At 59.2% G+C, this 20992-nt stretch carries 20 protein-coding genes; 15 read left to right on the forward strand and 5 right to left on the reverse strand.

Going from position 1 to position 20992, the window contains the following annotated elements; translation table 11 throughout:
* Positions 1-113 precede the first annotated feature (113 nt).
* The 13 genes from sctU (at position 114) to KPG66_RS16445 (ending at position 14656) form a co-directional block, all read left to right on the forward strand.
* Entirely contained in the window at positions 114-1196 is a 1083-nt protein-coding gene (sctU, locus tag KPG66_RS16385) for a type III secretion system export apparatus subunit SctU (protein ID WP_237071526.1), read from the forward strand.
* A 20-nt stretch (positions 1197-1216) separates the two neighbouring features.
* Complete coding sequence (gene sctV / locus KPG66_RS16390) at positions 1217-3301, forward strand: type III secretion system export apparatus subunit SctV (protein WP_237071527.1); 2085 nt, start codon at positions 1217-1219, stop codon at positions 3299-3301.
* A 10-nt stretch (positions 3302-3311) separates the two neighbouring features.
* Positions 3312-3941 carry a type III secretion system protein SctP gene (sctP, locus tag KPG66_RS16395; protein WP_237071529.1) on the forward strand — a complete coding sequence of 210 codons (630 nt, stop codon included), beginning with the start codon at positions 3312-3314 and terminating at the stop codon, positions 3939-3941.
* Between the two features lie 62 nt (positions 3942-4003).
* The gene (gene sctQ / locus KPG66_RS16400) at positions 4004-5206 is read left to right on the forward strand and encodes a type III secretion system cytoplasmic ring protein SctQ (RefSeq protein ID WP_237071531.1); all 1203 of its coding nucleotides are present in this window, start codon (positions 4004-4006) and stop codon (positions 5204-5206) included.
* Positions 5190-5840 (forward strand): type III secretion system export apparatus subunit SctR, encoded by a 651-nt coding sequence (sctR, locus tag KPG66_RS16405; protein WP_237071533.1) that lies wholly within the window; start codon positions 5190-5192, stop codon positions 5838-5840. The genes sctQ and sctR overlap by 17 nt, the downstream gene beginning before the upstream one ends.
* A gap of 7 nt (positions 5841-5847) precedes the next feature.
* Complete coding sequence (gene sctS / locus KPG66_RS16410; RefSeq protein ID WP_237071534.1) at positions 5848-6111, forward strand: type III secretion system export apparatus subunit SctS; 264 nt, start codon at positions 5848-5850, stop codon at positions 6109-6111.
* A 185-nt stretch (positions 6112-6296) separates the two neighbouring features.
* Entirely contained in the window at positions 6297-7001 is a 705-nt protein-coding gene (locus KPG66_RS16415; protein WP_237071536.1) for a hypothetical protein, read from the forward strand.
* A 155-nt stretch (positions 7002-7156) separates the two neighbouring features.
* Positions 7157-8350 (forward strand): type III secretion protein SctD, encoded by a 1194-nt coding sequence (locus KPG66_RS16420; RefSeq protein ID WP_237071538.1) that lies wholly within the window; start codon positions 7157-7159, stop codon positions 8348-8350.
* Between the two features lie 15 nt (positions 8351-8365).
* Positions 8366-8599: a type III secretion protein gene (locus tag KPG66_RS16425; RefSeq protein ID WP_237071539.1), complete on the forward strand. Its 234-nt coding sequence runs from the start codon at positions 8366-8368 to the stop codon at positions 8597-8599.
* A gap of 45 nt (positions 8600-8644) precedes the next feature.
* Positions 8645-8878 (forward strand): hypothetical protein, encoded by a 234-nt coding sequence (locus tag KPG66_RS16430; RefSeq protein ID WP_237071541.1) that lies wholly within the window; start codon positions 8645-8647, stop codon positions 8876-8878.
* 70 nt (positions 8879-8948) lie between these two features.
* A complete protein-coding gene (locus tag KPG66_RS16435; protein ID WP_237071542.1) occupies positions 8949-9404 on the forward strand; it encodes a CesT family type III secretion system chaperone in 456 nt (151 codons plus the stop codon).
* A 174-nt stretch (positions 9405-9578) separates the two neighbouring features.
* Positions 9579-11234 carry a winged helix-turn-helix domain-containing protein gene (locus KPG66_RS16440; protein ID WP_237071544.1) on the forward strand — a complete coding sequence of 552 codons (1656 nt, stop codon included), beginning with the start codon at positions 9579-9581 and terminating at the stop codon, positions 11232-11234.
* 287 nt (positions 11235-11521) lie between these two features.
* A complete protein-coding gene (locus tag KPG66_RS16445) occupies positions 11522-14656 on the forward strand; it encodes a hypothetical protein (protein WP_237071546.1) in 3135 nt (1044 codons plus the stop codon).
* Between the two features lie 64 nt (positions 14657-14720).
* On the opposite strand, the gene KPG66_RS16450 is transcribed toward KPG66_RS16445, so the two are convergent.
* Complete coding sequence (locus KPG66_RS16450; RefSeq protein ID WP_041755079.1) at positions 14721-15266, reverse strand: PadR family transcriptional regulator; 546 nt, start codon at positions 15264-15266, stop codon at positions 14721-14723.
* Between the two features lie 291 nt (positions 15267-15557).
* Between KPG66_RS16450 and KPG66_RS18135 the strand changes: the two genes are divergently transcribed.
* Together KPG66_RS18135 and hfq are read left to right on the forward strand one after the other, a co-directional pair.
* A complete protein-coding gene (locus KPG66_RS18135) occupies positions 15558-15692 on the forward strand; it encodes a hypothetical protein (RefSeq protein ID WP_442929461.1) in 135 nt (44 codons plus the stop codon).
* A gap of 547 nt (positions 15693-16239) precedes the next feature.
* Entirely contained in the window at positions 16240-16626 is a 387-nt protein-coding gene (hfq, locus tag KPG66_RS16460; RefSeq protein WP_041754909.1) for an RNA chaperone Hfq, read from the forward strand.
* 161 nt (positions 16627-16787) lie between these two features.
* Here the strand turns inward: hfq and KPG66_RS16465 are convergent, their stop codons facing one another.
* From KPG66_RS16465 to KPG66_RS16480, 4 genes are all read right to left on the reverse strand, one after another.
* On the reverse strand, positions 16788-17804 hold the full coding sequence (locus tag KPG66_RS16465; protein ID WP_041754910.1) for an amidohydrolase family protein: 1017 nt from the start codon (positions 17802-17804) through the stop codon (positions 16788-16790).
* 37 nt (positions 17805-17841) lie between these two features.
* Complete coding sequence (locus KPG66_RS16470) at positions 17842-18366, reverse strand: 3-hydroxyanthranilate 3,4-dioxygenase (RefSeq protein ID WP_041754911.1); 525 nt, start codon at positions 18364-18366, stop codon at positions 17842-17844.
* Between the two features lie 93 nt (positions 18367-18459).
* Complete coding sequence (locus KPG66_RS16475; RefSeq protein ID WP_041754912.1) at positions 18460-18891, reverse strand: RidA family protein; 432 nt, start codon at positions 18889-18891, stop codon at positions 18460-18462.
* Between the two features lie 23 nt (positions 18892-18914).
* The gene (locus KPG66_RS16480; protein ID WP_237071550.1) at positions 18915-20405 is read right to left on the reverse strand and encodes a 2-hydroxymuconic semialdehyde dehydrogenase; all 1491 of its coding nucleotides are present in this window, start codon (positions 20403-20405) and stop codon (positions 18915-18917) included.
* Positions 20406-20992: the final 587 nt, after the last annotated feature.

The following is a 20992-nucleotide window of genomic DNA, read 5'->3' on the forward strand; positions in this document are numbered from 1 at the left end:
CGCTATGCGCTCGCTTCGCGCCATGGACCCCGTATCCAACGATACATCGGTAGTGTGGGGCTAGCCAACTGGCCCGCGCCGCCGTTCGGGGCAGGATCGACGGAGAACGCCCCATGAGCGACGAAAAAACCGAGGAGCCAACTGAAAAGCGATTACGTGACGCTCGCCGCGACGGTCAGGTGGCAAAAAGCACCGACTTGACCGATGCTGCAGTCATGTGCGCGTCCATCGCCGTGCTGCTCGCCGCCGCAGGCATGTTTGCCGATGCCTTTCGTGCGCTGATCCATACGATGTTGGACTTCATCGCGACGGACCGCAGCAATGCAATGTTAATTGCCTCGGCATTTAAGCTGGGCCGAGTGTCCTTGACCGTGATCGTGCCATGCGTAGCCGCCGCGACATTATGCGCGTTCGCTGCGCTGTTCACGCAAGTTGGCTTTCAGATCAGCACAAAGCCGGTAACGCCGAATCCGATGGCGGTGAGCCCTGCAAGCGGAATCAAACGTATCTTCTCGCTTCGCACTTTGGTCGACATGATCAAGTCGCTGCTCAAGGCATTGCTCGTCGCTTGCGTGATGTGGTACACGATTTGCGGACTGATACCTCTCATCGCTACCTCGCTGTATCAACCACTGCCGGCGCTGTCCCGCCTGTTCTGGTCTATCCTGCTCAAGCTATTTTCGATCGCCGCAATCTTATTCGTCGTTATTGCTGCGCTTGACTTCAAACTGCAAAAAATGATCTTCATGCGGCAAATGCGAATGAGCAAGGATGAAATCAAGCGCGAGTACAAGCAGCAGGAAGGCGACCCACGCCTCAAAGGCGAACGCAAGCGCATTGCACGGGAATGGGCGCAGGAGGCGCCGCCACGTCTGCGCGTTGGCCTCGCAAACGCGCTCATCGTCAATCCGACGCACTACGCCGTGGCAATCCGATATGCCCCAGACGAATATCCGCTGCCAGTCGTTATCGCGAAGGGCCACGACGAAAGCGCAGCCGAACTACGGCGTTACGCCGCCCAGGCACGCGTACCGATCATCGGCAATCCGCCGGTCGCTCGCGCGCTGCACCGCGTGCAAATTGACGAACCCATTCCGGAAGCGCTGTTCGAAGCGGTTGCGGCAATTCTCCGTTGGGTCGACTCTCTCGGTCCAAGGCAGGCAGCATCCGTTGACACTGCCACCTCGGCGCCCTGACTTCCATATCCAATACTGCTATGTCGAAAGCACTGAAGTTGCCCGCTGCCGGCGAAATCGGCGTCGCCGTGGTCGTCGTGGCGATCATCTCGCTGATGATCCTGCCTCTTCCGACTTTTTTGATTGACGTGCTGCTTGCATGCAACATCGCAATCAGCGTCACATTGCTGATGATCACGATGTACGTGCCCGACATCGTCGCATTATCAGTGTTCCCGTCATTGCTGCTGTTCACGACGCTGTATCGCTTGTCGCTGAACATCGCATCGACAAAATCCATTTTATTGCATGCGGACGCGGGACATATCATCGAAGCATTTGGTCAGTTGGTCGTCGGTGGAAACCTAGTGGTTGGCCTTGTTGTCTTTGTCATCATTACCACCGTTCAATTCATCGTCATTGCAAAGGGTTCCGAACGGGTGGCGGAAGTCGGTGCAAGGTTTACGCTGGATGCACTGCCTGGGAAACAGATGAGCATCGATGCGGACCTCCGGGCCAACCTGCTGACCGCTGACGAAGCACGTCGCAAACGTGCGACGCTGGCCGTCGAAAGCCAACTCCATGGCGGTATGGACGGCGCGATGAAGTTCGTCAAGGGCGACGCAATCGCTGGGCTGATCATCACAGGGATCAATATCATCGCCGGCATCGCAGTGGGCGTCGCATACCATGGGATGAGCGCGGCGGAAGCCGCTAATCGATTCTCGGTCCTATCAGTCGGCGATGCGATGGTCTCGCAAATTCCATCGTTGCTTCTTTCCGTTGCTGCCGGCGTCATGATCACGAGAGTAGCCGACGAGCGGGATGCGCATCCGCAGTCTCTCGGCAGTGAAATGGGCCGGCAGCTCAGCTCCAGCACGCGTGCACTCTATTTCGCAGCCATTTTGCTGCTCGGCTTCGCGGCCGTCCCTGGCTTTCCAGCTGCGCTGTTCCTGCTACTATCGGCAATGCTGGTGTTTTCTGGCTACAAGCTAAGCCATAAACGCCCTTTTTCCGAAGAGCATTCCAGTGAGCCGGTCAACGCCATGCAACGGGCAGGTAGCAAAGGTGACGCAGGCGGCATCCTACCCCGCGCGCCGCAGTTCACACCGGCAGTGGGCGTAAGGATTGCACCCGACTTGATGCCACGCCTATCTCCTACCGCATTGGACAAATCATTCGCAGCGGAACGCAATGAGTTGCAAGAGGAGTTAGGCTTACCGTTTCCGGGTATCACGATGTGGGTGAGCGAGAACGCCCGCGCGTCAACCTTTGAAATCTTGATACATGATGTGCCGTATGTAACGATCGAACTTCCGCCAGGCAAGGTCATGCTGCCCGCAGGCAAGTCGAATCCAGACAATGCCCAGGGGGATGCGGCACTGGCTGCGCTGCGCGCCCGCGCCGAGCCACGAGCAGGGCTAGATGGCGGCGCAGGACCGACGTGGTGGATCGACGAGAAATCGGTCTCCCCAAAGATACAGGTGTGGGGCCCCGAGCAGATCATTGCGCATGGCGCGATTGCGCTGCTGCGTCGTCATGCGTCGCTTTTCCTGGGCATACAGGAAGTCCAGTGGGTTTTGGAACAGCAGGGTAACGAATTTCCAGGATTGGTTGCTGAGGTGCAGAAAGCGGTGCCGCCACAACGTATCGCCGAAGTATTGCGGCGCCTTCTGGAAGAGCAGGTGCCGATCCGTAATATGAGAACGATTCTCGAGAGCCTGCTTGCCTGGGGATCGAAAGAAAAAGACATGCTGATGCTTACCGAGTATGTGCGCGGCGACCTTGCTCGCTTCCTTGCGCATCGCGCCGCCGCAGGTGCGCGCCAGCTGCAGGCCGTATTGCTCGACTTGCCCGTTGAGCAGCACATTCGCCAAGCGATCAAGCAAACGCCCACCGGAAACTATTTGGCATTGCCGCCTGACGAAGTGGCCTTTCTGATCGACAAGATTCAGTCGTTCGCAGGAAACGAGTCACGCGATGCGGTGGCACTGGTGACGTCGATGGACATCCGGCGATACGTGCGCCGCATGATAGAAAGCCGTATCGGCTGGCTGCCAGTTTATTCCTATCAGGAGCTTGGCGAGCATGTCGAATTGAAGCCGCTTGGGCGTGTAACTGCATAAGGTTTGCAATATGACATCTATTCGACACCGGCCAGTACGAATCATTGCCCATGAAAATGACCGCCCGGAACCCGTACACTCACGACGTACACGGCCAAACTATGTTTCGCTTGCACGTCGTGATAAGCTGGCCCGCACGCAAGAATATACATTTCACATTCCGCATAACGACAGGTTTGTCGCAGGGCTCACACTCAGCATTTCATCCGGGCACGACGACGATTCCGGCAACGACGACGAATCGGAAAACTCTGAGGATGGCACAGACGCCACCTCATCGATTGTACGCAAACGGTTGCGCAACGCACTTCAGCCGGTTGTCGCGAAAATGCTTCGCACACAGAACAAAGTGCTTGACCTGGTTTGCAAGCTCGCACAGGAGATCGCGGCTTTTTGCGGCGATCGCTCCATTAACGAGACTGGAGTCTGGGACGCTCAATTGCCGCTCGATGCCGATTTGCTACAGGACACGACACTCAATTTGACACTTTCGTATTCGACACTGTCACTTCGCTTCGATACGAGCGACGATGAGACCAGGCAGCTACTCTTGACTCATGCGTCTATGCTTGAACGCGAACTCGGCACCTTGATGCACGCGTGGGACGCGCCACGTCAGATCCAGATTACAGTCTGGTGATTGGTCTCTAGTCACTCAGACCGTGACCTGCGGATCCTCACATAATATGACTGCCATAGTGGATGATTAATCCGACCGTCGACTCGCTGCACGGCGGCGACCGCAACGCACGCTGGCGCCCCCATGCCCTACAGCCCGCCGCCGCTCGTGCGGCACAGTTGTTTTGCGACAACCGCCTGCCAAAAGCGCTCGAGGAACTGCTCGGCGGCGAGCAATGGACAGTAACCCTTGAGCCCATGTCGGCTTCAGCGGCGAACCAGTTCGGCACAGCGGCGTGGGCTAAGTCAGCATGGCTGGAGCTTGCTCATCCGTGTGGACGACTACGGATAGGCTTCGACATAGCCGATTATCCGCTCCTCGAGCCGGTTATAAGAAGCGACGGTTCGTTAGACACCGACGGATCCCGAGACAAGTCGACTCTACGGTTAGCAATCGCGCAGATACTGGTTCAACCGGTGTTGACAGCACTGTCGAACGTCGGCTTCAAGGATCTCCATCTGAATGGCATATACCGCGCAACCGAGCGCAATGGCTTGTCAGATCATCCTCCTATCGACAGGCCGACCGCACGTACAACATTTGTACATGACGGCCGAGTTCATGCAGCAACCATCGTACTGGACGTTTCGCTGTTACATCTGGCACAAAACTTCTTCGACAACTACTATGCTGCCGCCCAGCGGCGCCTATTGATCGACTACTGTCATCCGTTCGCCGACGTGCGTCTTCCTGGGAGGCTGATCGTCGGTTGCAAAACCATGACAGTGGCGATGCTGAGCACAGTCGCCCCCGGCGACGTCATATTGCGCGCTGCATCAGCGGACATTGCGCACCTCGCAACCGGTGCCCATGCTGCAGTACGCGCGACCGTCGCATGGGGCACACCTGGCTTGGTCCGCGTCCACGCACAAGCCGAAATAGACGGCTACACGCTTTCTATCCTCAAGGAACCTTACATGACCGAAGACGTTGACCTGTCGCCCGCCAATGACACGCTCACCGCTGAAACGCGCGATGAAGTCATCAGTGTCGGTGAACTCGAGCTACCGGTTCAGTTGGAGATTGACACCATCGCGTTGCCGCTCTCCGACATCTATGCGCTGCGCACTGGCTACGTGCTTGAACTGCCCAGTCCGGTGGACACAGTCCAGATCAAGCTAGTCACCCATGGACGTACGATAGGCTACGCGGAACTCGTCAGCGTCGGTGATCACCTCGGCATCCGAATCCTCAGAATGGTGCAAGGCAATGTTCCAGCCCAATGAGCTGACTGGCTTGATGCTGATTGGTTTTTCAATCAGCATCGTCCCCCTCGTCGCGATTGTCGTCACGTCATATACGAAGATTGTCGTGGTGCTCAGCCTACTGCGTAACGCTCTGGGCGCCCAGCAGGTTCCACCGAACATGGTGCTCAATGGCATCGCGATTCTCGTGTCACTCTACGTCATGGCGCCGATAGGCATGGCCGCTGCGAAGCAACTTGAAAACCAGCCAAACGCCGGCACACCTTCTCAGTCGGTGGTGCAGGCGTTTGGTGCGGCTCAGGAACCATTCCGCTCTTTCCTAAAGCAGCATGCCAACGAACGGGAAAGGCGCTTTTTCATTCGTACGGCGACGGTCATTTGGCCAAAGGAAATGGCCGACAGTCTTCACGAGGACGATTTCATCGTACTTGCGCCTGCATTCATGCTGTCCGAGCTCACCGACGCGTTCAAGATCGGGTTTCTCCTCTACATCACGTTTGTGGTCATCGATCTGATCATCGCCAACGTACTACTTGCGATGGGGCTCAACCAAGTTATGCCGACCAACGTCGCAATACCTTTCAAGTTGCTGTTGTTCGTCGTGATGGACGGCTGGTCAACGCTGATCCACGGACTAATCTTGACATATCGATAGCGCCGCAATGGACATCAATGCACTGGTTCGGTTTACAATGCACGGCATGCTGCTGTGCATGTACGTGTCACTACCAATTGTCATCGTCGCAGCAGTGGTCGGGCTCGCTGTGTCTTTTCTGCAGGCAATCACGTCTATGCAAGACCAGGCATTGTCCCATGGCGTGAAACTCATTGCAGTGACAATCGCGATCGTCGTGGCAGCCCCTGTCTCCGCGGCCGCGATACTAAGGTTTGCCAATGAAGTGTTCCAAGTCGCCATACCACAATGACCCGCATCGGCAAGTCAGCTCACGTAGACCAAACGACTAATGCAACCGGGTTTCCCACGAAGCGGCGCACGCGCATACAGAGACGCCTGACGGCGGTTTTATATCGAGGATCGACTGCATTCGCGCATTGCTCGGTGGCCCAGGCCAACTTGCTGCATATGAAACTGGTAGCCGCACGAGCCCGCATGCTGGCATCGATGCGTTTGCAGACACGCCTGATACGCCGTCGGTCACGCAACGCGAAGAGCGTGCTAGAAGACGATACAGTCGAGTGGAACGACGACGCAACAGATGCGCCCGACCGCATTTCCGGCATCGGCGAGCGCGACGGCTCCTCAGGCGGCGGCAGTGGGCGCGAGCGCGGACAGCACGATAACGAGCCGGAAGCCAACACCCAAAGCGAAGTTCCAGGCTTTCGAAGAAGTAAAGCGGCCCGACACGTCGACATATCACGGTATGAGTCTGGCCCTTTGCGCGAGTTGGTCTGGTCAGGAGACACAATTGCGGGTCAAGATGCGATACGCATATTGGCAACGCAGCTATTGAATCTAAGAAACCAGTTGCAGAAAAACCCGGGCTCAAAGGCCGATGCCCGCATTCACCAACTGTCGATCGATTGTCTGCGGTTGCAACCACGCGTAATAACAGAAGGCTTGTCACTGCAGCAAGTCGTGGAAATACTGGTCAATGTTCCACAGGAAAGCGCGTCAGGCATCGCACGAGACAAAACTGAAAACTTGGATCGCGTGCAGCGGCTAAATGTCACCACCGCGCTAATCGTGTTCAATGCATTGCGGCGGAGAACACCGAGCCAGCTCGAACGCGCGAAGTCTTACCGCAAACTTCAACTAATGTCGACGATCTCCCGGAGTGTCGACACTATGGCATAGCGCCAGAACCCACCGATAGCGGTCGCACGACTTCGCGCAGCATACATCCGCTTCGCGTCGCACATGGCTTTCCGGGTCCGCCGCGTTAGAGTAATTGACAGCTAATATCACGCCTGCAAAGCGAATACACGTTGACAAATCGAAATGTGACGATCATGAAGCTGTTACGTGTTCTTACCGGTATCCACGCGGGAGCCCAGTTGAAACTGGCGGCCGGTGTATATCGGTTGGCAGCTGATGATGACGCTGACATCCGGCTCTCTGATTGGAGCGGCGCCGAACTCGTGCTGAGCGTCGATGCGCAAGGGGCAGTACGCGCGCAACGTTGCACGGCACCTCTAAACGGGCACGACGCCAATGCGACCCAAGTCACGGACCTTAGCAAACATATTGATCAAAATGCCCAAACGCCAGTGCAATCGGTTGGCCCAGCCACAGTCGAGGCATCGACATCCAGCGACAATCAGGGCTACGAGCCGATACTGCTGCTGGACTTTGTACCGATGCAGTTCGACGATACCGTCATCTGTATCGGTCCCGCCGACTCTGCATGGCCATCGGATGTCGAGTTGCTTTCAACGCTACTGGTCAAGCCAGATCAGGACAGGCGCGAAGCGAAGCGCGCGCGCCATCGCAAGATCGCGGGCATCACGCTGGCCTGTACAGCGGTCGGTATGATCATCGGCCTGGGTACGCTATTGATGTCGGCGCAAGACAGTCGTGCTGCGCGCAGGCACGACATCAACGATCTTGCTCAGCACATCAACCGCCTGCTCGTCGAACAGAAACTCACCGAGTTACACGCGCAGGTTTCCGGGTCGGTTATTCGGGTCACCGGGATGGTCCCGACAGCAGCAGAGGACTCGAACGCGCGCGATCTTCTGCAACGTGCCGCAGCCGGCGTTGCTTTACGGCAGTACGATGTCGCAGAAGTCGATGCGCGCAGTATTGCGGAATCATTGGGCACGCCCGGTGTACAGGTCGCTTACGCAGGAAACGGCGTATTCGACGTGACAGCGAAGGTCGATGACCCGCAACAGTTTCGCCAGTCACTAGAGCGAGTACGGCGTGATTTGAATAAAAATGTGAAGACCTTACGTACTCACATAACGGCCATTGATAAAAATTTGCTGCCTTCCACGTACTCGGAATTGATCGAATCCGATGCGATCCAGTATGCACAGGCCCCCGATGGCACAAAGCATATATACGTGGCGGAACAGTCATATGGCCAAGCCGTAACGCCGGAAAGTAACCCCCCGGACAATACTACGGTTTCGCCGGATGCAGATCCAACCCGTATGACCGCTCAAGTAACTGCCCCCCCGCCAATCCAAGTCGGTAAGTAGAGTAGGAGAACGCCTATGTACGAAGCACTGGAAGCATGCGCAGAAGACTTCAATAATCTGCCGCAAATTATCACCGATGCGTCAAAGGTTGGAACAATCCGCTTGGCACTCGAAGCCACCGCGAGACGGATCTCCGAAGACATCGGTGAAACCGAAGTGGATCGCGATAGCTTGGCCAAGCTGTGTCGTGGTCTTTTCGCCGCGAGCCGGATCGTCGCGGATTTGCACGAGAAGCGAAGCGCTGCATAATCCGGTTTCGCTTCTTTTTCTAATCCTTAATATTGGGAGTTTTATATGGGCGGTTTCACTGATAAAATTAAACACGGTACAGAAATAGCGGGTACTGGTACAGGTGCTTTCAACTATGGAAAAACAGGCACTCAAATTGCAGGCACCTCGGCGGCTGGCAATACCGCCATGGATGGCGTGGCTCATGAGATAGAACAGACCGAACAACATGCCGGGCTTTTAAACTTTCGGATGAACCTTGCGACGTTGTTTAAAGAAATCTGCAGCCACCAGATGTAATAGGCTAACCGGTGCGCATTTTTGCGCACCGGCCCCTCGGTCTCAAGGGATCGTAAATGGATAGCTTGCAATGAACGGCGAACGGTACGGAGAACTGGTTCGCGAACTATGCGACGTGGTCGGCCTGCCCGATCCCGAATACATCCTCGAAACCCGCACGATAGAAGTTCAAGGCTACGACGTACGCCTCGAATACTTCGACAACGACCTAGACGCAATCTACCTAAACTTCCATTTCGGCACAGTAACTGCAGGCCGCACGCTCAACGTATTCCGGTTGATGCTCGAAGCCAACCTGCTAATCTACGCGCAAGATCAAGCGCAAATGGGCCTTGACACCGATACCGGCGGCATCATTCTTATAATTAGAATACCGATGGATCCCGACCTGGACGGCGAGACGCTGGCCGACCTGTTGTCTCATTACGCTGAGCACGGTCATTACTGGCGGCGTAACATCATCGAATCGACGGACGAGATGTTCGAAGGCATCGTGGCGGGCGATTTCACGTGGCTGCGTGCGTAAAGCTGCGCATGTCCGAACATGTGATCTATTTTGATCTAGCAGTACGATACGCAATTACAACATACTGTTGCCTGCACGTAGTTCGTCACTCTCGCCGTCCAACTTCCGTCCATATACTCGCTTCACTGCGGTCGCGTGGACCATCGACACACCTATAGGGAAAGGCCTGCATCGATGTCAATTCAACCCGCGATGATGGCTATCGCATTCGGGCGATACCAACTGATCCTCGATCCGGCACAACTGAATGTAGACGGCAAACCGGTCGCGATTGGTTCCCGGTCGCTCACGATTCTTCGAATACTGCTGGAGGCCAATGGCCGCACAGTCAGCACCGATGAGTTGCGCGAGAAGGTGTGGCACAACGCGGATGTCAGCGTGACCTCGATTCAGTCGAAGGTTGCCGCACTACGGCGCGCGCTCGGCGGCGATGAGCATTTGGTCGCGACGGTCCGGGGCCAGGGTTACCGCTTCACCGGCGAGCAGCGTCTCGTGACACTTGCGCTCGAAGCACCGTCTGGCGACGGCGCCGTCACGGCGATGGGAAGCGCAAGCACCGCTCAGGCACCGCCTCATCATCGCGTCGAATCGGCACAGGCCAATACATTCTCCGAAGAAGTGACCGGCGCGCCGCAAACCCGTGCGACCTTGATGCTGCCGCGCGGTACAACACCGTTTATCGGGCGCCATGCCGAAGTATCAGAATTGTTGGCCGTGGTTCCAACGGCCCGCATCGTCACACTAACTGGCCCAGCGGGCATAGGTAAGACACGCGTCGCATTGGAGCTGGTCCGCCGTCTGGGCGCGTTGTATCCGCACGGCGTCGCCCTTGTGCACTGCGCGCCACAGCAGCACGTCGATGCGTTTGCCCGAGCATGTATTCAAGCGTGGCACATCGAAGCGTACCGCGGCGACGCGCCGGGCCAATACTTGCACAAATGGCTCAAGCCGCGCCGTATGATGCTGTTGATCCATGATGTAGACGGGCTACCTATCGAAACGACCCGGTACATCAACAGACTAATCGACGAAGCGCCAGGAGTGTGCGTGATCGCAACGGCCAAAGATGCGCCGGGCATATACGCCGAACACGTCGTGCGCGTATCACCGTTACAGACGCCCTCCCCTTCTTGTGGCACGTCGTCGTTGATCCCGCAATGCGACGCGCTTCAATTACTGTTCGCCCGTTTGCACATCTTGACGAGCCCGCGCGGCGCCATGCAACAACGGCGCCCGCCGACGACCGCTGGTTCGACGTGGTACGCCGACGCAAGCCCGGAGGCCATCGCGATGGCGGCGCGGGTCGCGGCACTGGCCGAGGGCATGCCGCTCGCATTGGAATTGGCGGCGTTTGCGCTCGCACAGCGGATTCGTGCCGGGGAACCGCTCGAAACAGCGCTGGCGACGCTGGCCGACACGATGCGTCTTGCGGCCAGCGACATCAGTACCAGCCACGCAAGCATGGCGGCGCCCGGCGCGGCGGCGTTCCTGCCGCTTATCGGGCAATGCATGGCTCAGTTGAGCCCGTTGGAGCACGTCATATTACGCAGTCTGGCGACATTCGAGCACGCCGTGACATACGACGCAATGCTGTATCGATTAAAGGGAGCACCACAGTTAGCATCGATGCCGAACGGCGCGGTGCTCGATGCATCGCTGTCGAAGTTGATCGACTCACGCTTGATACGGGACATCGGTATTGCCGGCCAAGCCATGCTGAAAGTCAATGAATGGCTGGCTGCCAACGCCGATGCGCCTTTCTGGTGCCTCAACGAAAACACCCCTGGCAACCCGTGGCACACTTCGTTTGATGCCACATCGGAGCGCTAAACGTGACGATATGACACAGCGCAGTGCAATAGTGGGGCCGTTGACATTCTCAGCCAGCGCCGACCATGCCCGCCGATGTTATCGTTTCGCCCTCGCGAGGCGTCATGTGCACTGCCTCCCCCGCAGTCGAGCACGCCGGCCCAAAATCCAATAGCAAAAAAGCGCTCGGATCCGCCGCTCGCAAGCCGGCCGCCACGTCGCGACACACGGCGCCGCTAGACGAGCTGCGGTCCAAGTTAGGCGTCCATCTTCGTGGTAAGCAGCCTCCGGCGTCGGTCGGATCCACGATGCCAGGCCGTGCGGTCGGCTCCACGATGCCGGCCCGTGCGATCGGAGTCACACCGGCGGATCGCGACACGCCCGGCTACAGCATCGACACGGTAGGCGTGCTAGGTGTCGATGAGCCGCGCCACTGGACGCGTGCGCAGTTGCTGAATCATCTTGTCGAAGCCAATTATCCAGGCCCGACCCTGGCGACAGCTGAGCTGGCGTACCAACTCCATACAAGCTTGGATGACGGCACAGGCGAAGTGAACGCCGCGCGCGTCCAATTAGTCTTGTTTGCGATGCACGAAGCAGGCCTACGCGACAACACGAGGGCCATGATGGACAGCACGATGGCCACGATGGTGTTGCAGCAACTGCGCGTGTTGAACTTCGACCAGCCTTTCCACGATGCGCCCACCCCAGCGGGCGATGCCCATTTGCCCGATCAGCAACTGCAAGCGTGGCGCGCGTCGTGGGAAACAGCTCGCGTGCTCGCTCGTACGGAAGAAGGGTTCGAGACGCTGCTCAAGCTGCGCGCAGAGAAGTGCGCGCCGCTATCCCGCAGCGTGGACCGGGACATGCTCCACGTGCTGTTGGATAGCGCCGACCGGATCGATAACCACGTACGATTGACTCAGCCGCACGACAGTCACGCGACGCCGGTGCACGCCGCGCCCGATTTCGATGACCCATCGCCCTCGGGAACTGACAAGCGTCAGCAGTGGCTGCAAGGTCACTTGGCCATGAACGGGCAGGACGCCAAATCCACGCTGCTGGCCAGCCAGGTCTTCGCCATCGCCAAGAAATTCTTCGACCAAACCGAACCTCCGCACAGCGCGAGTGGTCCCACGCCAGAGGGTCGTTTCGCGTCGTTCATTGAAACACTCACGCCCAACGAAAAAGAGGCATTATTCGACTGGCAACAGCGCTTCCACGAAAGCGGCCGGGGAACCGACAAGGCGAAGGCATCGGGCCGTTTGAACAATGTTAGAAAGGTTGTAACCTCGATTATAGGAAAACTCGTACCTGGCGAGGTTGCCGCATTTTTCAATCGGCGACCAGGCTTGCACGAAACCGATAAGGCGAAGGCATCGCACCGTTTGAACAAGTTCGTATCGGAGGTCGCGACCAGGGACCGTGAACATTACGGCTCCCACCTAATACAGCGGGTTTTCGGAACCATGAAAGCCCCGATGGTCGCTGCTACTCGCATTAAATCAGGTGCCGGCAAAGCCACCGAGGAGTCGAGTGCTGCTGACGCGCAGGCCTCGGCGCCAGACTACGCGTCAGCGGCTTCAACGGCAGGGGCTGCCGAGCCGACCCGTGCGGCATCGACCGCGACTCAGTCGATCACGACTGCTGTTGCTGACGCATCCGATAGCGGCTGGGATGCACTAAAACGCATCGTGCCGTCGCTGCGTCCCGGCATGGCGGTCGAGTTCAGTGACGGGGGAGCGCTCACCGTCACGACAGAACGGGTATCAGCTTCGGTCACCGCCGCGGTAAGCCAGGCCGCCCAGGCGAGCCCGGTACCCTTACCCGTGGTGGTCCCAAGCATCAACGCCAAGCGCTCACGCAAACGCAAGGCCACAGTGCAAATGGGATGTACCGAGCAGCACGCCTGGCTTTTTATCGGCACGGCCCATGCGACGGGCCGCGGCGCGGGCGCCGGTGTGCTGGTCGGCGCATCGTTCCCAGGCAGCCTTGTCGGTGGCACCGTCGGTGTGCAATTCTACGATTCGGAGCACGCGCGCCCCCGCGGCATCCTCGTTCAAGTGGCCCGCCAGCCAAAGGCGGACGGCTCCGGCTACGACGACGAAGCCATGGAAGCCAGAATGGGCCACATCATCGACACCATGATGAGCCTATCACCCGCCGGCGCCACAGCCGAATCACGCGGCACCCGCGAGCAATGCTGGAACGCACTGGCGAAATCGCTGGTCGGCGCGCGCGATGTGTCCGTCGGATGGATCGACGGCACCGTGGATGAAAAACGTCATGGCTCGTCGACGGGACCCGTCGTCAGCGCTGGCGTTCCCATTGGGCTTCCGCACCCGTTCGGTATGTCCACCAGCGTTTCCGTCCCGGTGTCTGGCAAGCACGTGAACAACATATCGACGTCCCGCAGCGACTCCGGCCGCATGCCAACCGAAAAGCGGCACGCGGAGCGCAGCATCGAGGTCAAGGTAGAGGTCAAGGTCGGCGCTTCCGTTTCAGCCACCCTCTCGAGCAACCCGAAGAGCGGTGTCAACACCGGCCCAAGCTCCAAACGCTTATGGGACAAGCAACTCTATCAGGCGAAGGTGTCACTTTCGCGCACGTTGCAGTCCTACCAGGGAAAAATCGAACCACGCGCCTGCTTTCTGGATGTCGATTTCCCGGACGCAACCGCATATGAATATGCGACGCGCCAGCTGCTTGACCACAATGGCGACCGTGACGATGCCGGAATCAAGGCGGTTCGCACGTATCTCGAACAGAAACGGGCCCAATCGGCCAAGCCGCTGGCGGACCAGGCGGCCAGCGCGGTAAAAAACGTGCTGGAGCTCGGCAATGGAACGAGGCAAACGGACAGCCATATCCATCGCTATGCGCTGACGGACCCGGCTGCGGAACAGATCAACCTGTTGCAGGCGCACTTCGAGCAACATTACCTGCGTCCTTGGGAGGCCGGCTTGCGAGAACGCGTGTCCGCGAAGGATCTCGAGAGAATGAGGCAGGTCCTCGAGGCAAAACGCGAGCAGATCCTGGCCGATCCCGCTTCATGGAGATTGGCTTCTCTGGTCACGAGAGAACGCAGCGAGGCCCATGAGTCTGTTCCCGATCTGTCCCCGTGGGTAAGAGGCGCGGCGACAGCGCTGCTACTCGTGGATGCCAACGCGGGTGCGACTCGGATCGACGAGAACGAGGTGGTTCACCACCGCTTCGAAACCGACGTCAACGTTAAGCCGCTGGTCGACGTCTCGATGTCGTCCGGGATCACGTTCGAGCGCCTGCGTCGCGATGGATACCATGCTTTCATGGGTAAGCCGGTCGCGGCTACCAAAGCTACCAAGCTGCCAAAGCTGCCAAAGCTGCCAAAGCTGCCAAAGCTGCCAAAGCTGCCAAAGCTGCCAAAGGGACAAGGCAGCAAAAAGGCTAGTTCGCGAATTTAGTCGACAAGCGCGACGCCAAGGCTGCGCGTTCGCGCCCGATCGCGCGACATCGCGTGCGGCGCGCTCAGTGGCCGAGTTCGCGCAACAGCGCCACGACGTCATGCGCCCATTCGATCCAGGTTTCTTCGGCACGGATGCCGTACCGCAGCACCGCATGCTGCAGACGTTGTTTCGTCGAGAGTACGGGGGCGGCGAAATCCCGCTGCTCGATGTTCCGGTAGGTATCGAGGCGGGCCTGCCACTGCTCGAGCAGTCGCGCTAGCTCCTCCCCCAGCCCGTCCGGACCGACAACAGCGGCCGCGCGAAGCTTGACCAGAAACGCTTGCCGGCAGTTTCGGTCTCCATCGTCCAATGGCTCGAGGATCCACCGCACGAGTTCTGCCCTTCCGGTCGGCAACACCTGATAGCATTTCTTGCGCCGTGCCGGATCGTTCGGGTCATCAACGGCCGCCACCCACCCGACGGTCGCCATGCGGGCAAGTTCGCGATAAATCTGCTGGTGCGTGGCGTGCCAGAAATAGCCGATCGAGCGATCGAAGCGGCGCGCCAGGTCGTAACCCGAAGTTGGCTTTTCGAGCAGCGACGTAAGGAGGGCGTGCTGGATGGACATGAGCCGCATTTTATCCGCTTGGCAACGTTAGCGACGCCGCATTTGAAGATATTGACGCTGTGCTGGCTGTCCCTGGTGCGTCACCTCGCTTGACCGGTCATGACTTCGCATCGGTTGTCGCGTCAAAACGACAACCGCCGACGATGCGCAGCCTGTATCGTCGCGCCGTTACGCTTGCATGTGCCGCGGCACGACAACGAGCGCCGTATCACGGCCGGCATGACGCACCGCCAGATCGAGCTGCTCAGGCAGTGAGATTATCCTTACGTCTTCGGCGCGTTCCATTTTCATATGACCTTGTTCAATACACTAGCCAGCGTGATGTCATCCAGTCGTTCTGGACGTCGCAAACGGTGCTGCTCAGCGACGTGCCGCTCGAACAAGCGATGTTTGCCCATCGAGCCCGGCCCCGGCGCGCCTTCTTGAACTGTTGCGACGGGATCCCGTTGGCTGCCACCGGGCACGCGCGATGAACACAACGGCACGGGCACGCGACGAATTCCTCGCACAGATTGGCCGCGCAGCTCACGCGACGCGGTCGTGAGACGGCGGCACATCGCGAGACGGCGGCACAGTTTGCGACGCGGCTCGAGCGGCGGCCCGTCTTTGCACTGCCCGACCACGCCACGCTGATTTCGGTCGACAATTCTGGCGCGCTCGAAGACGCTGGCTGCCGATTGATTGAGGCCATCGAGCGTGGCCGGCTGCCGCATCTATGGCTCGATGACGGGGCCGTTTGCTGGACAATGCGAGAGGCAGCGGCTCCCCGTTGTTGCGGATCGGGCCACGGGCGCGAAGCAAGCGCCGGATAACCGCTGCGCCGGACCACAATAAAAGGCGTGCCGCCCCGGCACGCCGCCAGTCTGATACCATTTGAGCTTGAACCGTGGTTCCACTTCGCCGCGTTCCGTATCCCTCAACCTCTAGTGGTCATGCATTCGGCATCGATCACTACGCACGCTCAGCACAACGCATGGCGTCAGAATCCGGCCGGTCGCAAAACGACATCCTCAATTCAGCGCGCAAAGAACGCAAGCGCGTCCAGATCTACTTGGTCAACGGCATCCGTGTCGTCGGCCATGTTGAATCGTTTGATCAATATGTCGTGATGCTTCGTACTCCTGGCGGCATGCAGGTCATCTATAAGAAAGCGATTTCGACGGTCCAGCACGACACGCCCGACAGCCGTGCCGCCCGGTCGTCGACATCGGGCCGCGGCGCCGGACCCGCTCGCGGGGGGCCAACGTCCCGCATGTCGGTGCGCCCGCGCGCGGGTGCACCGACAGACACCGCCTCCCGGCCGGTGGTGGTCACCCGAAAGCGCCGCGTCACGATTCCGAACAACAATACCGGCGAGTAAGGCTGCCACCGCGCTTATCGAGAACCCGTCGGACACACGAGTCGCCGCGCCGCCGCCCGCCGCCCGCCGCGTCGAGCCAATACTCAATCGTCCCGATCAGGCAGCCTAACGCATGCGACTCGCCGAGATCGACGACTCAGCGGGATCCCGAACAATCTCACCTATACGGTGGCCGGCTCCGACAAACCAAAAAAGCGCAACGCGTTTTGACCAAGGATCTTGCTTTTCGCATCATCGCTTAGTTCCGGGTGCGTCGCGACCAGTTCGCCGATCAACTGCTCTCCGAGCGGGAACGGGTAGTCGGAGCCGAGTAACACCCGATCCTCCCCCATGGTATCGACCAGCATTTTCAGCGCACGTGGATCGAAGACCGCGCTGTCCACGTGAAACCGATTCAAGTACGACAGCGGCGGGTGTGGGCAATTTTCCCGGACGATATCCCGGTTTTCCCACGCGTTCTGCACGCGACCGAGCAAGAACGCAAAGCTGCCGCCGCCGTGCGCGAAGCAAAGCTTCAACGAGGCCGGGATACGCTCGAAGGCACCGGACAGAATCAACGACACCATGCTCAACTGCGTCTCCGCCGGCATGGCGACAAGCCACGGCAGCATCCATTTCTTCATCCGGCCATCGGTCATCATGTCCCACGGATGAACCAGCACCGGAATCCCATCGTTTGCGCAGTGTGTAAGAAACGTGACCAGTTGCTCGTCGTCCAGGTCGCGCGAGCCGAGGTGATTGCCGATCTGCACACCGCGGTGTCCGCAATGGAACGCGCGCGTCGCCTCGCGGCACGCTAGCTCGACGTCCTGCAACGGCACCTGCGCCAGCGCCATCAATCTGTCCGGTGCATACGCGCACATTTCCAGCGCGAGATCGTTCATCCGTCGCGCCCATTCGTCGGCCGCCGTGGCGTCGTAGCGATAGCCGAACATCACCGGCGTCGCACACATCATCTGGATGTCGATGCCGCGTTCGTCCATCTCAGCAATACGCGTGCGCGGATCCCACAGCGCACGGTACACCGGTCGAAATGACTGGTCTCCCGTCATGATCATGCCATGCTGGCCATCTGCGTCGATATTCAGCCAGGGGGCATGCGCGGCGTCCAAGCGCGCCGCCTCTTCCCGCGTGATACGCGGGAAGAAATGAGAATGCATGTCGATTCGAAGTTTCATTGCAAGTCGGTGTGGCAATCCAGTCAGGTCCGGTTAATTAAGCAGCTTTACCCGCATGCAATTGGCCGCACTGCGGACATCGCCGCTTGTCCTCGGAGCCATAAAATGCGTCGAACAACGGCGGCAGGTCGGTCACGATGCTCTTAAGCTGAACCTCGACCCGATGCACCCGGTGGTGGCAAGCGTCGCAGTACCATTCGAACCCATCGAGTAGTCCCGGCGGCCGCTGCCGCTCGATCACCAAGCACGCGCTGCCGGCCTCAGGCCGCTGCGGTGAATGCCGCACATGCGGCGGCAACAGGAATATGTCGCCTTCTTTCAGTTCCACACGCTCCTTGCGACCGTCGATCCACAGGTACAGGTACGCGTTGCCGCGCAACTGGTAAAAGAACTCCTCGAGCGGATCATCGTGGTAATCGGTCCGATGATTTGGACCGCCCACGACCGTCACAATCAGGTCGCTGTCCTGCCAGACTTGCTGGTTGCCCACCGGCGGCTGCAGCAAGTGCATGTGTTCGTCGATCCAGCGTTGGAAGTTGAACGGCTTCCCATATCCCAGCATGTTGGTTTCCTCTATCGATGCACAGTACCGCCGCCTCACGCCGGCACAACCGACGTGCCGGACGCCCCGCACCCCATGCTTGGCGTCCCGCGCTCAGCGCTGGCGCGGCGCATACGCGACAGCCTTGATCTCGATCAGCAGGTGCGGGTGGGGTAGCTGATGGACGGCTACGGTCGTGCGGGTCGGCCCGGTCTCGTCAAAAAACTCGCCATAAACCTCGTTGTATCCACCAAAGTCATTCATGTTGACCAGGAACGCCGAGATGTCGACCAGATTCGAGAGGTTGGCCCCCTCGGCGCACAGGATGTCGCGAATATTCTCGATCACCGCCCGGGTCTGTGCCCGGATGTCCAAGTTCACCGTACCGAGCGCATCAACCGACGCGCCGACGATCGTATTGTCGGGACGGCGGGCGCTGGTGCCCGATACGAACAAGAAGTCACCGGCACGCTGCAGGTGCGGAAATCGGCCACGCGGCGTGGCCTTGCCTGGCACAACGCGGCCCTGGGAAGTCGATTCAGTCATGAGGTTTTCCGTATTTCGTGCGTTTATCCGATCTTCACGCAAATATTGGTAAGTTCAGAGTAGAAGTCGAGCGAATGTCGACCGCCTTCGCGACCGATGCCCGACAGCTTGGCGCCGCCAAATGGCGTGCGCAGATCACGCACGAACCACGCGTTGACCCACACAATGCCGGTCTCGATCTGGCGCGCGACACGGTGGCCCCGGGTCAGGTGCGTAGTCCAGATGCTTGCCGCCAGACCGTAGGCGCTATGGTTGACGCGGCTGATCACCTCGTCCTCGCTGTCGAACGGCGCCACATGGCAAACCGGCCCGAAGATCTCCTCGGTCACGCAGCGCGCGGTGTCCGGCAGGCCCGTCCAGATGGTCGGGTTCACGAATGCGCCACGATCCCGGGCATCACCGAAATGCGGGACATCGCCGCCGGTTACCACGTTGGCACCTTCCTCGACGGCCAACCGGAAATACGACAGCACCTTGTCGCGATGGTGTTGTGAAATCAACGGTCCCATCGTGGTGGCCGGATCTTCTGGTGCGCCCACGCGCAGCGCCTGTGCCTTTTGCTTCAGCGCGGCCACGAAGCGCTCGAAGATTGGCCGCTCGACGTACACCCGTTCGCTGCATAAGCAAACCTGCCCTGCGTTCGTGAAGCTTGATTTGGCCACGCCGTCAACCGCGGCGTCGAAATCGGCGTCGGCGAACACGACCGCCGCATTCTTGCCGCCCAGCTCAAACGAAATGTCCTTCACGCCATCGGCAACCGTCTTCATGATAGTGCTGCCGGTGCGCGACTCGCCGGTAAACGTGATCGCGCTGATGTCCGAATGACGGGTCAGGAACTCGCCCGCCGCGTTGGGCCCGTGACCATGGATCAGGTTGAATACCCCGCGTGGCAAGCCAACTTCATGGATCACCTCGGCCAGCAGTGTCGCCGAGCCGGGCGTTTCCTCCGACGGTTTGGCCACCACGCAATTGCCCATCGCGAGCGCGGGCGCAACCTTCCACGTCAGCAGCAGCAGCGGCAGATTCCATGGCGAAATGATGCCCACCACGCCGAGCGGCTTGCGCGTCACATAATTGATCAACTCGCCGCCGTCCGACGTATGGGTCTCGAAAAACTCGCTGTTTGCGGTACGCACCAAGTCGGCAAATATGCGGAAATTGGCGATGCCTCGCGCCACGTCCAGCGTCCGCGCTTGGGCAACCGGACGGCCGGTGTCCGCCACTTCCGTGGCAACGAATGCGTCAAAGTGCGCTTCAATGCCTTGGGCAATCCGGTACAGCCAGTCCGCCCGCTGCGCCGGCGTCGTGTCGCGCCAACCGGCCAGTTGGGCTGCTCGTGCCGCCCGCACCGCGCGATCCACGGCTTGTGCATCAGCCTCGCAGACCAACGCAACCTGCGAGCCGTCGACCGGGCTCAAGTCCTGGAACGTGACATCGCCCGCCACGAACTCACCATCGATGTAGTGCCGTAACAACCGAGGATGGGACGACGCGGTGTCCGATTCGATGTTCACAACAACCCCTGCATATTCAAAAGGTTAAGAGCAGTCTATGAGAGGCACCGCGTGCGCGGAAATCAAACATTCGTGATTGACTATATGAATCGGTAATACCAGTGCCACAACCGAGCCGGCCGAGCCGGCGCGCGACCGGCCGTGGCGCTTCCACGCGGTTTGAAAGTCTGTACACCGCAGGCCCCATTACCAGTATCCGGCTGCCACCCGACCATAACGCAGCAGACCCGCCCTGTTTACTCAAGCGCCACCGAGTTCATCGCGTCGCGCTGCAGCGGCGTGGCGATGTGCATTCCTTCGTTCCAAAGACCTTAATTTCGGTCAGTCGTACGAAGCAGGCGGGTCGCGCCAACGCATGATGTCGATCAGTGCCTACGCCCCTATCCACCGAGTTGACGCAAAAAGCGGGCGTTGGGGACAACGCGGGACGATGGCTGTCGCCTTCTCGCCAACCCAAGCGTCCGGGCGGCATCGATCGTACCGGTAGCACTCCCGAAAAAGCTCACCTGAACGTGCAGTTGCTACCGGCCTGGACTCGCAAGTTTTCAAATTCGCGAGCGGCTGCCCCTACTCGAGTCCATTCAAGG

The sequence above is a fragment of the Mycetohabitans sp. B2 genome, from assembly GCF_021733735.1.
In the GTDB taxonomy this organism is placed as follows: domain Bacteria; phylum Pseudomonadota; class Gammaproteobacteria; order Burkholderiales; family Burkholderiaceae; genus Mycetohabitans; species Mycetohabitans rhizoxinica.

What these genes read in the sequence shown, in the direction of transcription:
- sctU (WP_237071526.1), top strand. Translation starts at nt 114, where the DNA reads ATGAGCGACGAAAAAACCGAGGAGCCAACTGAAAAGCGATTACGTGAC.
- sctV (WP_237071527.1), top strand. Translation starts at nt 1,217, where the DNA reads ATGTCGAAAGCACTGAAGTTGCCCGCTGCCGGCGAAATCGGCGTCGCC.
- sctP (WP_237071529.1), top strand. Translation starts at nt 3,312, where the DNA reads ATGACATCTATTCGACACCGGCCAGTACGAATCATTGCCCATGAAAAT.
- sctQ (WP_237071531.1), top strand. Translation starts at nt 4,004, where the DNA reads ATGATTAATCCGACCGTCGACTCGCTGCACGGCGGCGACCGCAACGCA.
- sctR (WP_237071533.1), top strand. Translation starts at nt 5,190, where the DNA reads ATGTTCCAGCCCAATGAGCTGACTGGCTTGATGCTGATTGGTTTTTCA.
- sctS (WP_237071534.1), top strand. Translation starts at nt 5,848, where the DNA reads ATGGACATCAATGCACTGGTTCGGTTTACAATGCACGGCATGCTGCTG.
- KPG66_RS16415 (WP_237071536.1), top strand. Translation starts at nt 6,297, where the DNA reads ATGCTGGCATCGATGCGTTTGCAGACACGCCTGATACGCCGTCGGTCA.
- KPG66_RS16420 (WP_237071538.1), top strand. Translation starts at nt 7,157, where the DNA reads ATGAAGCTGTTACGTGTTCTTACCGGTATCCACGCGGGAGCCCAGTTG.
- KPG66_RS16425 (WP_237071539.1), top strand. Translation starts at nt 8,366, where the DNA reads ATGTACGAAGCACTGGAAGCATGCGCAGAAGACTTCAATAATCTGCCG.
- KPG66_RS16430 (WP_237071541.1), top strand. Translation starts at nt 8,645, where the DNA reads ATGGGCGGTTTCACTGATAAAATTAAACACGGTACAGAAATAGCGGGT.
- KPG66_RS16435 (WP_237071542.1), top strand. Translation starts at nt 8,949, where the DNA reads ATGAACGGCGAACGGTACGGAGAACTGGTTCGCGAACTATGCGACGTG.
- KPG66_RS16440 (WP_237071544.1), top strand. Translation starts at nt 9,579, where the DNA reads ATGTCAATTCAACCCGCGATGATGGCTATCGCATTCGGGCGATACCAA.
- KPG66_RS16445 (WP_237071546.1), top strand. Translation starts at nt 11,522, where the DNA reads ATGCCAGGCCGTGCGGTCGGCTCCACGATGCCGGCCCGTGCGATCGGA.
- KPG66_RS16450 (WP_041755079.1), bottom strand. Translation starts at nt 15,266, where the DNA reads ATGTCCATCCAGCACGCCCTCCTTACGTCGCTGCTCGAAAAGCCAACT.
- KPG66_RS18135 (WP_442929461.1), top strand. Translation starts at nt 15,558, where the DNA reads ATGACCTTGTTCAATACACTAGCCAGCGTGATGTCATCCAGTCGTTCT.
- hfq (WP_041754909.1), top strand. Translation starts at nt 16,240, where the DNA reads ATGGCGTCAGAATCCGGCCGGTCGCAAAACGACATCCTCAATTCAGCG.
- KPG66_RS16465 (WP_041754910.1), bottom strand. Translation starts at nt 17,804, where the DNA reads ATGAAACTTCGAATCGACATGCATTCTCATTTCTTCCCGCGTATCACG.
- KPG66_RS16470 (WP_041754911.1), bottom strand. Translation starts at nt 18,366, where the DNA reads ATGCTGGGATATGGGAAGCCGTTCAACTTCCAACGCTGGATCGACGAA.
- KPG66_RS16475 (WP_041754912.1), bottom strand. Translation starts at nt 18,891, where the DNA reads ATGACTGAATCGACTTCCCAGGGCCGCGTTGTGCCAGGCAAGGCCACG.